We start from the raw sequence: 12,290 nt of genomic DNA, 5'->3' as shown, positions 1-12,290 counted from the left end.
CCCGACCCGGCCCCCCCCCCCCCGCCCCCCCCCCCCCCCCCCCCCCCCCCCCCCCCCCCCCCCCCCCCCCCCCCCCCCCCCCCCCCCCCCCCCCCCCCCCCCCCCCCCGCGCTCGGACCCGCCCTCAGACCTGCACGGCCAGCAGCGGCACGAGGCGCTCGGCGTCGGTGAGGGCGCCGTGCTGGCCGACCAGCCGCAGCGCCTCCGGCCGCATCCGGGCGGAGTCGACGACGGCGAACTCGCTCGCCGCGACGACGAGCACGTCGCCGATGCGGGGCGCCACCCGCTCCTCCACGTCGCCGAACCAGCCGGCGGCGACGGCCTCGGCGCGCTCGAGGACGAGCGCGCGGTCGCCCAGGCGCTCGCGCCAGCGGGCGGCCACCCGCGGCGCGGCGCCGGGCTCGCAGTACAGCTGGGTGACGCGGGGCTCGCCGCCGACGTGCCGGACGCCGGCGCGCAGCTCCGGCTCGCGGGCGACGTCGACGCGGGCGCCCGGGCCGACGTCGACCATGCCGTGGTCGGCGGTCACCACGAGCAGGGTGCCGCGCGGCAGGCGGCGCGCGAGGTCGGCCAGCGCGGCGTCCACCCGTTCCAGCTCCTGCGTCCACTCCCACGAGCCGACGCCGTGGGCGTGGCCGGTGGCGTCGAGCCTGCCCCAGTAGACGTAGGTCAGGGCGGGCCGGCCGGCGCGCGCGGCGGCGGCGAGGGCGTCGACGCCGGCACCGGTGCGGGCGTCCAGGCGCTCGGGGGTGCCGACGAAGCGCCCGCCGCGCAGGGCGGCCTCGGTGAGCCCCGAGCCGTCGAAGTGGGGCGGCGCCACGCGCGTCACGTCGACGCCGGCGGCGGCCACCCGCTGGAACCACGTGGTGCGCGGCTGCCAGCGGCGGGGGTCGACGGCGGGGTCCCAGGCCAGCTCGTTGAGCAGCGCGTCGCGGTCGGGGTCGAGGACCTCGTAGCCGACGAGGCCGTGCCCGCCGGGGGCCAGGCCGGTGCCGAGCAGGCCCATGCTCGTGGCCGTGGTGGAGGGGAACCCGGAGGACAGGACGGCGGCGCCCGCGTCGGCGCGCCAGCGGCGCAGGGCGGGCGCGTGCCCGGAGCGCTCGTCCACCGCGAGCTCGCCCATCCCGTCGACGAGGACGAGGCACGTCCGCGGCGCGGCCGGCAGGTCGAGCGCCGGCTCGGCGGCGGGAGCGTCCGCGGGGTCGCCCGCCGTGTCCACGCCCAGGCTGGCGGCCACCGCGGGCAGCAGCCCGGACAGCGACCCGCGCCCGTAGGGCGGGGCGTCCGGCAGGGCCGCGGCGGGTGGCGCCGACCGCGGCGCGGTGCGCGGTGCGGGGCTCGTCACCGGGCGGTGGCCGCCGACAGCGCGCGGGCGAAGGCCTCCGCGGCGGCGACCGCGTCGGCGCCCTCGGCCGCGCCGGCGATGCGCACGGTGAGGTCGTCGCCGGTCAGCGACCCCGTGTAGCCGTGGTCGGCGTCGCAGTCCGGGTCGGGGCAGGAGGCCGGTTCCAGGTCCACCCGGTGCAGCGCCCCCCAGCCCAGCGTCAGGCTGACCTCGGCGGGCACGTCGCCGACGGCGTGCTCGGCGGGCCGGGTGACCACGCGCGAGACGACGACGGAGTGCACGCGCTCCAGCGGCACCGACTCCGTCGAGCACACGGCGTACGGCTGCGGGGAGGTGTCGTCGGGTCCGTGGTCGTCGGCGTGGGCGACGACGAGCCGGGTGGGCGTGGTGACCAGGACGGTGACGTGCCGGCGGACCTCCTCGGCGTCGAAGGTGGTCTCCGGGTGCACGAGGTGGGCGCCGACGGGCTGCCCGGCCACCGCGGTGCGCAGGGCGTCGACGACGAGGGCCGGGTAGTAGCCGGCCCGCTCGACGTCGGCCAGCAGCTGCGGGGGCAGGTCGTGCCCGCCTCCGGCCGCCTCGCCGTGGCCGGTGCTGCGGGGGGACAGGCGTTCGCGCACGGGTCCATCCTCCCCCACCCCGGGCCCCCGCGTCACAGCGGCGGCGCCCTCGCGGGGGCGTCGCGGGGACGTCACAGCGGCAGGGTGCGCCGGTCGGGGTCGGCGCGCCCCTGCGGCGGGGCCAGGACGACGACGGCGTCCAGGACGGCGGCGCCGCGCTCGGCGACGAGGACGGGCGACAGGCGCAGCTCGGCGACCTCGGGCAGGTGGTCGGCGAGCACGGAGACGCGGGCGACGACGTCCTCGAGGGCCGCCACGTCGAGGGCGGGCGCGCCGCGGTGGCCGAACAGCTTGGGGGCGGCCTTGACCGAGCGCACGAGGTCGGCGACGTCGACGTCGGTCAGCGGGGGGATGCGGTAGCCGACGTCGCCCAGCAGGTCGACGGGGTCGCCCTCGACGCCGAAGCGCACGACGGGCCCGAAGAGGGGGTCCTCGCTGCTGGCGACGAGGCAGGGCACGCCCAGCGGGGCCATGGGCTGCACGACGAGGGTGTCGGCGGACTCGCCGAGCGCGGCCCGCATCTCGGCCACGGCGGTGCGCAGGGCGTCGGGGCCGGTCAGGCCCAGCCGCACGCCGCGCAGGTCCTGGCGCCCGGCCAGCTCCTCGCCGACGGTCTTCAGGGCCAGGGGCCAGCCGAGCCGCTCCGCGGCCGCCAGGGCCTCCTCGACGCCGTGGACCTCCTCGCGGGGCAGGACCGCCACGCCCACGGCGGCGAGCAGCCGCACGGCGGTGGCGCGCGGCAGCTCGACGCCGTCGGGGTGCTCGGCCAGGGCGTCCTCGACGACGGCGCGGGCGGCGTGCAGGTCCACCCCCTCCGGGGTGACGAGGTGGCCGGGGTCCTTGCGCCGCCAGTGGGCGTAGCGCACGACGGCCGCGAGCGCCCGGACGGCGTCCTCGGGCGTGGGGTAGGAGGGCACGACGTGGCCCTCGCCCGCACCGGGGCCCTCGGGCCCGTCCGCTCCCCCGCCCGCGCCCCCGCCCGCACCCCCGCCCGCACCCCCGACGCGGGAGGCGGACACCGAGCGGGTGCCGAGGAAGCAGGTGACGCACGTCTTGCCGCCCTCGGCCGCGGTGCGGGCCACCGCCGCGGCCACCTCGGCGTCCACGGCCGCGGTGGGCGGCACCCAGCTGGCCACGACGGCGTCGACCTCGGGGTCGGCGAAGGCGGCGCGCAGCGCGTCCGTGAACTCCTCCGCGCCGGCCTCGGGGTGCACCGAGCGCGGTCCGTGGACCACCCGCAGGCCCCAGCTGACGCAGGCGTCGGCGGCCAGGGTCTCCAGGGCGTCGGAGTTGCCGACGACGGCGACCCGCGAGCCCTGCGGCAGGGGCTGCTGCACGGCGACCTGGGCGACGTCGAAGAGCTGGTGGACGTTCTCGACCCGGATGACCCCGGCCTGGCGCAGCATGTTCTCCACGGCCTCGAAGGGCACCCGGGAGGCGCGCACGGCGTGCCCGGGCGGCACCCCGAAGCCGGAGGCGCCGGACTTGACGACGACGACGGGCTTGCGGCGGGCCAGGCGGCGCGCGACGCGGCTGAACTTGCGCGGGTTGCCGATGCTCTCCAGGTACAGCCCGACGGCAGCGGTGGCCTCGTCGTCGTGCCAGAACTGCATGAGGTCGTTGCCGGAGACGTCGGCGCGGTTGCCGGCGGAGACGAAGGTGGACACCCCCAGGCCGCGCCGCTGCACCGAGGACAGGACGGTCAGGGCCAGCGCCCCGGACTGGCTGAACAGCCCGAACCGCCCGGCGGGCGGCATCTCCTGCGCCAGCGAGGCGTTCAGCCGCACGGCCGGGTCGGTGTTGAGGACGCCGAAGGAGTTGGGGCCCACGACGCGCATGCCGTTGGCGCGGGCGATGCGGACCAGCTCGCGCTGCAGGGCCAGGCCGTCCGGGCCGGTCTCGGCGAAGCCGCTGGAGACGACCACGAGGCCCCGCACGCCCGTGGCGGCGCAGTCGCCGACGACGCCGACCACGGCCGCCGGCGGGACGGCGACGACGGCCAGGTCGGCGGGACCGGGCAGCTCGCGCACCGAGCGCAGGACGGGCACGCCCAGCAGCTCCTGGCCGGGGGCGGCGTCGGCGTTGACGGCGTGCAGCGCGCCGGTGAAGCCGCCGGTGACGAGGTCGGCCAGCAGGCGGTGGCCCACGGAGCCGACGTCGCGGCTGGCGCCGACGACGACGACGGACGACGGCGAGAGCAGGGCGGTGACGCTGCGGGCCTCGGCGCGCTGCTCGCGCGCGCGCATGACGTCCAGCGAGCGCTCGGTGGGGTCGATGGCGAAGGAGACCTCCAGCACGCCGTCGGAGTAGCCCTGGCGCACCTCGAAGCCGGCCTCGCGGAAGACGGCGATCATCTTGGCGTTCTGCGGCAGCACGTCGGCGGTGAAGCGCTGCACGCCGCGCTCGCGGGCGGCGGCCGCCAGGTGCTCCAGCAGCACCGAGCCGAGCCCGCGGCCCTGGTGGGCGTCGGAGATGTTGAAGGCGACCTCGGCGGCGCGCGGGCGCCCCGGGCGCGGCGGGGCGGCGTCGTAGCGGGCGATGCCGACGATGTCGTCGCCGACGGTGGCCACGAGGGCGACCCGCTCGGCGTGGTCGACGTGCGTGAAGCGGGTCAGGTCGCGCTCGGACAGGCGCGGCATGGGCGCGAAGAAGCGCAGGTAGCGCGACTCCTCGGACTGGCGGGAGTGGAAGGCGGCCACGGCGTCGGCGTCGGAGGGCCGGATGGGCCGCACGTGGGCGGTGCCGCCGTCGCGCAGGGCGACGTCGGCCTCCCAGCGGGTCGGGTAACCCACCGGCGGCGACGTCATGGCCGCGATCGTAGTGGCCGCCCGCGCGCCGGTCCCGCGGGGAGCGCGCCGCGGCGGCGGGCCGGGCGGGCGGGCAGGATCGGGCGCGTGGAGCTCTCGGAGGTGCTGCGCCGGCGGCGGATGGTGCGCCGCTACACGGGCGAGCCGGTGGCGCGCGAGCAGCTGGACCGGGTGCTGGCCGCGGCGCTGCGGGCGCCGTCGGCGGGCGGCAGCGAGGGCCGCGACCTGCTGGTGCTGCGCGGGGCCGACCGGGACGCCTTCTGGGAGCTGACGGCCCCGCCGGGCCCGGCGGACGCGTGGCTGACCGGGATGCGGACGGCGCCGGCGGTGGTGCTGGCGCTGTCGGACCCGGGCGCCTACGCCGCCCGCTACGCGCGGGCGGACAAGCGGGCCGACACCCGCCCCGGGCGCGGCAGCGCGTCCTGGTCCGTGGACTGGCCGGACGTGGACACGGGCATGGCGGCGCTGCTGGTGCTGCTGGCGGCCGTCGACGAGGGCCTGGGCGCGTGCCTGGTGGGGGTGCCCGCGCACGCGCACGAGGCGGTGCGCCGAGCGTTCGGCGTGCCCGCGGACCGGCGGGTGGTGGCGGCGCTGACGATCGGGCACCCCGCCCCCGCGAGCGCCCCCGCGGCCCGCCCGGGGCGGGCCCGGCGCACCCTGGCGGACACCGCGCACGACGGCCGGTTCGGCGTGCCCTGGGACGGCTGAGCGCGCCGGAGGCGGCAGGATGGCGGCCATGCCCCGCAGCAGGACCCGCAGCACCCCCGCGCCCGCGACCCCCGAGCGGATCGTCGACATCGACGTCGAGCAGGAGATGCAGGGGGCGTTCCTGGAGTACGCCTACTCGGTCATCTACTCCCGCGCGCTGCCGGACGCCCGCGACGGCCTGAAGCCGGTGCAGCGCCGGATCCTGTTCATGATGCAGGACATGGGCCTGCTGCCGGAGCGGGGCCACGTGAAGTCGGCGCGCGTCGTCGGCGAGGTGATGGGCAAGCTGCACCCGCACGGCGACGTCGCCATCTACGACGCGCTGGTGCGCCAGGCGCAGGCGTTCACGATGCGGGTGCCGCTGGTCGACGGGCACGGCAACTTCGGCTCGCTGGACGCCGGCCCGGCGGCGCAGCGCTACACCGAGGCGCGGATGACGCCGGCGGCGCTGCTGATGACGGGCGGGCTGGACGAGGACGTCGTCGACTTCGTCCCCAACTACGACGACCGGCTCACCGAGCCGGGCGTGCTGCCGGCGGCGTTCCCGAACCTGCTCGTCAACGGCGCCAGCGGGATCGCGGTCGGGATGGCCACGAACATGCCGCCGCACAACCTCGGCGAGGTGGTGGCCGCCGCGCGGCACCTCATCGCGCACCCGGACGCCGACCTGCCGCAGCTCATGCGGTTCGTGCCGGGCCCGGACCTGCCCACGGGCGGGCGGGTCGTGGGTCTGGAGGGCATCCGCGACGCGTACGCCACCGGCCGCGGCACCTTCCGCACGCGCGCGACGACGCGGGTGGAGAACGTCACCGCGCGGCGCAAGGGCATCGTCGTGACGGAACTGCCCTACGGGGTGGGTCCGGAGCGGCTGACGGAGAAGATCAAGGAGCACGTGCAGGCCAAGCGCCTGCAGGGCGTGGCCGACGTCGTCGACCTGTCCGACCGCACCCGCGGCCTGCACCTGGTGGTGGAGGTGAAGAACGGGTTCGTGCCGGAGGCGGTGCTGGAGCAGCTGTACCGGCTGACGCCGATGGAGGAGTCCTTCGGCATCAACAACGTCGCGCTGGTGGACGGGCAGCCGCGCACGCTGGGCCTGAAGGAGCTGCTGGAGGTGTTCGTCGCCCACCGCCTGGAGGTGGTGCGCCGGCGCACGCGGTTCCGGCTGGGGCGGGCGGAGGACCGCCTGCACCTGGTGGACGGCCTGCTGGTGGCGATCGTCGACATCGACGAGGTCATCCAGATCGTGCGCACCTCCGACGACGCCGCGACGGCCCGCGAGCGGCTGGAGCAGGTGTTCGACCTGTCGCAGACCCAGGCCTCCTACATCCTGGAGATGCAGCTGCGGCGGCTGACGCGGTTCTCCCGCATCGAGCTGGAGCGCGAGCAGGCGCAGCTGAACGCCACGATCACCGAGCTGCGCGCGGTGCTGGCCGACGAGCAGCGGTTGCGGCGCATCGTCTCCGACGAGCTGGCCGAGGTGGCCGCGAAGCACGGCACGCCGCGGCGCACGGTGCTGCTGGCCTCGGCGGGGCCGTCGGCGGCGGGTTCGGCCACCGCGCTGGAGGTGGCCGACGACCCGTGCACGGTGCTGCTGTCGTCCACGGGGCTGCTGGTGCGCACGGCGGGCGTGGAGCCGCTGGGCACCGAGGGGCGGCGCACCAAGCACGACCTGGTGGTCTCGCTGGCGCCGGCCACGGCGCGCGGGCACGTGGGGGTGCTGACCTCCCGCGGGCGGCTGGTGCGGGTGCCGGTGCTGGACCTGCCGGTGCTGCCGCCGACCGAGGGGCGGCCGGGCCTGTCCGGCGGGGTGGCGGTCAAGGAGTTCGTGACGCTGTCCAAGGGCGAGCGGGTGCTGGCGGTGGTGCCGCTGCCGGTGGCGGGCGTGGAGGACCCGGACGACCAGGGGTTCGCGCTGGCCACCGCGGCGGGCGTCGTCAAGCGCGTCGTGCTGGAGCCGCTGGGCACCCGCGAGGAGGTCGACGTCATCGCCCTCAAGCAGTTCTCGGCGCGGGTGTCCGACGAGGTGGTGGCGGCCGTGCAGCTGACCACCGGCGAGGAGGAGCTGGTGCTGGTCTCCTCGGACGCGCAGCTGCTGCGCTTCCCGGCCGCGCTGGTGCGCCCGCAGGGGCGCGGGGCCGCCGGGGTGGCGGGCATGCGGCTGGCGGCGGGCGCGCGGCTGGTGTCGATGACCGCGGTGGACCCGGGTGCCCCGGACGCCGTCGTGGTGACGGTGGCGGGCGACTCGGGCGCCCTGCCGGGCACCCAGCTGGGGTCGGCGAAGGTGACGCCGCTGGCGGAGTACCCGCCCAAGGGCCGCGCCACCGGCGGGGTGCGCTGCCACCGCTTCGCCCGCGGCGAGGACGTCCTGCTGCTGGCGTGGGCCGGGCGCGGGCCCGCGGAGGCCGCCACCCCCACGGGCACGGCCGTCGCGCTGCCGGCGGTGCCGGGGCGCCGGGACGGCTCGGGCACGGCGCTGGACAAGCCCGTCGCCGCGGTGGCCGGCCCGCCGGTGCCGTGACGGCCACCGGTCAGCGCCCCGCGCGGGCGGCGCGCGCGGACGGGCGGTCCCGAGTCCTGGCGGCCCTGGCGGCCCTGTCGGCCCTGCGGCCGCTGGGCTCGGCGGCCGGGCTGCTGGCCGTGTGGCTGGTCGCCGTCGTCGGGGCGATGACGGTGTCGCTGGCGACCCTGCCGGTGGACCTGGGCCCGGACTACGCGCACCTGGACGGCTACCCGCTGCCGGTGCAGGCGCTGGTGCGCTGGGACGCCAACCACTACCTGGCGATCGCGCAGGACGGGTACACGCAGGTCATCCAGCCGGCGTTCTACCCGCTGTACCCGCTGCTGGTGCACCTGGTGGCCGCCACGGGCGTGGACGTCGTGTGGGCGGGCCTGGCGGTCAGCTGGGCGGCGGCGCTGGCGGCGCTGGTGTTCCTGCGGGCCCTGGCGCGGGACTTCTTCGCGACCCGCCCGCGCGCGGACGACCCGTCGGGCGAGGTGCGCGCGCGGCGGGCGGTGCTGCTGCTCCTCGTCGCGCCGGGGGCGTTCTTCCTGGCCTGCTTCTACACCGAGGCGCTGTTCTGCGCGCTGGCGTTCGGGGCGTTCTGGGCCGCCCGCCGGGGCCGCTGGTGGGCCGCGTGCCTGCTGGTGGGGCTGCTGACGGCCACCCGCCTGCCGGGGCTGGCCGTGGCCGGTGCGGTGGCGGTGGAGCACCTGGCCGCCAAGGGGGTGCTGCGCGAGCGCTCGCTGCGCGGCCTGGACCGCTCGACGTGGTGGTTCCTGCTGGCGCCGGCGGGGTTCGCGGCGTGGGTGGCGTGGTGCGCGGTGGCCCTGGGCGACCCGCTGGCGATGTTCCACGCCTACGACGACGCCTGGACGTACCAGGTGTTCGACCCGAACGTGGTGGGCACGGTGTGGCGCGAGCTGGTGCGGCTGGCGGGGTTCGCCACCGGCACGGGGGACCCGGCGGACCCGGCGGGCCCGGCGGGCGTGGACTGGACGATGCTGTTCCGCTTCGGCATCGGCACCGCGGCCTGGCTGGTGTGCCTGGCGGTGACGCTGCTGTCGGCGCGGCGGCTGCCGGCCAGCTTCACCGCGCTGTCGCTGGCGACGCTGCTGCTCGTCTCGCTCAACAGCAACCTGCAGGCCGTCAACCGGTACGTGCTCGTGCTGTTCCCCGTGGCGTTCGCGCTGGCAGGCTCGCGGCGGCTGGCGGCCGAGCACCGGTTCGCGGTGCCGGTGCTCGTCTCCACGACGGTGATGGTCCTCAGCGCCGTGCTGTTCACGCACGGCAAGTGGGTGGGCTGAGGGACCCGCGCCGCCGGGCGCGACGCGGGGGCTGGTCCCGGCGGCGCCGCGGTAGTTGGCTGGGCCGCGTGGACACCCACCGGCCCAGCGCCCCCGACCGCACCTACCTGGCGTCCCTGCGCGCCGCGACCGAGCTGGCCGCGGCGCGCGCGGAACCGCTCGCCAGCGCCTTCGACGGCGCGCCGGAGGACCTGCGCGCGGCCGTGGAGGCCGCCGTGGAGGCCGCCGGCAGCGACCTGGTGGCCCTCAGCCACGACCTGCACGACCACCCCGAGGAGGGGTTCGCCGAGCACCGCTCGGTGCGGGCGCTGGCGGACCTGCTGGCCCGGCACGGCGTGGACGCGCAGGTGGGGGCGCACGGGCTGGACACGGCGCTGCGGGCGTCCGTCACGCGCGGCGAGGGGCCCGTGGTGGCCGTCCTCGCCGAGTACGACGCGCTGCCGGGCGTGGGGCACGGCTGCGGGCACAACGTCATCGCCGCCACGGCCGCGGGCGCGTTCCTGGGCCTGCGCGCCGCGCTGGAGGCGGGGTCGGTCACCGGCACGGCGCTGCTGCTGGGCACCCCGGCCGAGGAGGGCGGCGGCGGCAAGGAGCTGATGGCCCGCGCCGGCGCCCTGGACGGGGTGGACGTGGCGCTGATGCTGCACCCGTTCAGCTACGACGTGGCGGTGCAGCCGTTCCTGGGCCGCCGGCAGGTGCGCGTCGCGTACACCGGCGTCGCCGCGCACGCCGCGGCGCAGCCGTTCATGGGCCGCAACGCCCTGGACGCGGTGGTCGCCGGGTACCAGGGGATCGCGATGCTGCGCCAGCACGTCCCGCCGAGCGACCGCGTGCACGGGATCGTCCTGGACGGCGGGCAGCGGCCGAACGTCGTGCCCGAGCGCGCGGTCGCGGAGTACTACGTGCGCTCGGCGGCACCGCCCACGCTGGCGGACCTGTGCGACCGGGTGGAGAAGGTCCTCGTCGCCGCGGCGGCGATGACCGGGTGCGGGTACGAGCTGGAGTGGGACCGGCAGCCGGCGTACCTGCCGATCCGGGCGAACCTGGAGCTGGCGGCGCGCTGGAGCGAGCACCAGCGCCGCCGCGGGCGCACCGCGCTGCCGCCGGGCGTGGTGCCGGAGTCGCTGGCCGGGTCCACCGACCTGGGCAACGTCAGCGTCCGGGTGCCGGCGATCCACCCGATGCTGGCGGTCGCCGGCCCCGAGGAGTCCCTGCACACGAGCTCCTTCGCGGCGGCCGCGGCCTCCCCCGCGGCCGACGCCGCCGTCCTCGACGGGGCCGTCGGGCTGGCGCTGACGGGGCTGGACGTGCTGGCGGACCCCTCGCTCCTGGAGGCGGTGCGCGCGGAGTTCGAGGCCGCCGGGGGCGTCCTGGACGTCGAGGGGTTCCTGTCGTGAGCGCGCCGGCCGCGCCGGGCGGGGCACCGGCCACCCGCCTGGACCGCGTGCTGGGCGGCGTCGAGCGGGTCGGCAACCGGATCCCCGAGCCGTTCGTGCTCTTCGTCGGGCTGTTCGCCGTGCTGGCGGTCGTCTCGACGGCGATGGCGCTGGCGGGTGTGCGGGTGACGGTGCCCGGGGCGCAGGAGGAGACCGTCGTGCGCGGCCTGTTCACCGGGGAGGGGATCGCCTGGTTCCTGGGCGGGGTGGTCGACAACTTCGTCTCGTTCCCGCCGCTGGGCACGGTCGTGGTCATCCTGCTCGCGGTCGGCCTGGCGCAGCGCAGCGGGATGCTGACCGCCCTGGTGGCGCTGGCGTTCCGCGGCGCGCCGCGCTGGGCGCTGCCGTACGCGGTGGCCCTGGTGTGCACCGTCGGCAGCGTCATGGCCGACTCGGTGATGGTGGTCGTCCCGCCGCTGGCCGCGATGGTCTACCGGGCCGCCGGGCGCCACCCCGTGGCCGGTCTACTGACGGCGTTCGCGGCCGCGGGCGCGGGCTACTCGACGTCGATGGTGCCCACCAGCCTGGACGCCCTGTTCGCCGGGATCACGCAGTCGGTCGTGGTCGGCCTGCCCGACCCGGGCACCCCGGTGACGCCGGTGTCGAACTGGTGGTTCAACATCGCCAGCTCGCTGGTGCTGTCCGCGGTGTGCGGGTTCCTGTCCTCCCGGGTCCTGGAGCCGCGGCTGGAGCGCACGGGCGTCCCGCGGCAGCAGCGCCCGGACGCCGAGGGGCCCGGCGCCGTGGACGACGTGGACGACCTGCAGGTGGACGCGGTGGCGCGCCGCGGGCTGCGCCGGGCGGGCGCGGCGGCCGCGGCCACCGCGCTGGCGCTGGTGCTGCTGGCGGTCCTGCCGGGCGCGCCGCTGCGCAACGGGAGCGGCGGCTACCTGCCGGAGTCGCCGCTGCTGGACTCCACCGTGTTCGTCGTCTCGGCGCTGCTGGCGGTGCCGGGGCTCGTGCACGGGTTCAGCACGGGCGCGTTCCGGCGGGCCGTCGACGTGCCGGCCGCGATGGCGGAGGCGGTGCGGGACATGGCGCCGTTCATCGTCCTGGCGTTCGTGCTGGGGCAGTTCATCGCCCTGTTCACCTGGTCGGGGGTGGGCACGTGGATGGCGGTCGCCGGGGCGGACGCGCTGCGGGCGCTGGACTTCACGGGGTTCCCGGCGATCGTCGCGTTCGTCCTGCTGTGCTCGCTGCTGAACCTGTTCATCGTGTCCGGCTCGTCGATGTGGACGATCATGGGCGCGGTGTTCGTGCCGCTGTTCGCCCTGCTGGGGTACGAGCCGGCGTTCGTGCAGGCGGCGTTCCGCATCGGCGACTCCGCCACGCAGGTGCTGACCCCGCTGAACCCGTACATCGTCGTGGTGCTGGCGATGCTGCGCCGGTGGGAACCCGGGGCGGGGCTGGGCACCCTCATCGCGCGGATGCTGCCGTTCACCGTCTTCTTCTGGCTGGCCTGGGTGTCGGTGCTGACCGTCTGGTTCCTGGCCGACCTGCCGTTCGGGCCGGGGCAGTACGCGCGGCTGTGAGGGCGGCCGGGCGCCACCGTCCGGTGGCGCCCGGGACG

Annotated in this window: 8 protein-coding genes; 5 read left to right on the top strand and 3 right to left on the bottom strand. The window is 77.4% G+C overall.

The genetic code is table 11. The features are described from left to right. Window positions 1–124: 124 nt before the first annotated feature. The 3 genes from AB8M62_RS18355 to AB8M62_RS18345 form a co-directional block, all read right to left on the bottom strand. A complete protein-coding gene (locus tag AB8M62_RS18355; protein ID WP_369070492.1) occupies window positions 125–1,345 on the bottom strand; it encodes an alkaline phosphatase family protein in 1,221 nt (406 codons plus the stop codon). Continuing rightward, window positions 1,342–1,902, bottom strand: a complete 561-nt coding sequence (locus AB8M62_RS18350; protein WP_369056268.1) for a DUF5998 family protein — start codon at window positions 1,900–1,902, stop codon at window positions 1,342–1,344. Before AB8M62_RS18350 ends, AB8M62_RS18355 begins: the two co-directional genes overlap by 4 nt. A 134-nt stretch (window positions 1,903–2,036) precedes the next feature. After that, window positions 2,037–4,772, bottom strand: a complete 2,736-nt coding sequence (locus AB8M62_RS18345; protein ID WP_369070491.1) for a bifunctional acetate--CoA ligase family protein/GNAT family N-acetyltransferase — start codon at window positions 4,770–4,772, stop codon at window positions 2,037–2,039. A gap of 87 nt (window positions 4,773–4,859) precedes the next feature. On the opposite strand from AB8M62_RS18345, the gene AB8M62_RS18340 reads away from it, so the two are divergent. From AB8M62_RS18340 to AB8M62_RS18320, 5 genes are read left to right on the top strand one after another with little or no spacing between them, the layout of a single operon-like run. Beyond that, window positions 4,860–5,480 carry a nitroreductase family protein gene (locus AB8M62_RS18340; RefSeq protein ID WP_369070490.1) on the top strand — a complete coding sequence of 207 codons (621 nt, stop codon included), beginning with the start codon at window positions 4,860–4,862 and terminating at the stop codon, window positions 5,478–5,480. Between the two features lie 28 nt (window positions 5,481–5,508). Beyond that, on the top strand, window positions 5,509–7,998 hold the full coding sequence (locus AB8M62_RS18335; RefSeq protein ID WP_369070489.1) for a DNA gyrase/topoisomerase IV subunit A: 2,490 nt from the start codon (window positions 5,509–5,511) through the stop codon (window positions 7,996–7,998). After that, window positions 7,995–9,284 (top strand): mannosyltransferase family protein, encoded by a 1,290-nt coding sequence (locus tag AB8M62_RS18330; protein WP_369070488.1) that lies wholly within the window; start codon window positions 7,995–7,997, stop codon window positions 9,282–9,284. Before AB8M62_RS18335 ends, AB8M62_RS18330 begins: the two co-directional genes overlap by 4 nt. Window positions 9,285–9,343: 59 nt before the next feature. Then, a complete protein-coding gene (locus AB8M62_RS18325) occupies window positions 9,344–10,681 on the top strand; it encodes a M20 family metallopeptidase (RefSeq protein ID WP_373695001.1) in 1,338 nt (445 codons plus the stop codon). Continuing rightward, a complete protein-coding gene (locus AB8M62_RS18320) occupies window positions 10,678–12,252 on the top strand; it encodes an AbgT family transporter (RefSeq protein ID WP_369070486.1) in 1,575 nt (524 codons plus the stop codon). Before AB8M62_RS18325 ends, AB8M62_RS18320 begins: the two co-directional genes overlap by 4 nt. Window positions 12,253–12,290 lie beyond the last annotated feature (38 nt).

The sequence above is a fragment of the Kineococcus terrestris genome, from assembly GCF_041020755.1.
GTDB classification, from domain to species: domain Bacteria; phylum Actinomycetota; class Actinomycetes; order Actinomycetales; family Kineococcaceae; genus Kineococcus; species Kineococcus terrestris.
The sequence above is the reverse complement of the archived record's forward strand: the minus strand, read 5'-3'. Positions and strand labels throughout refer to the sequence as shown.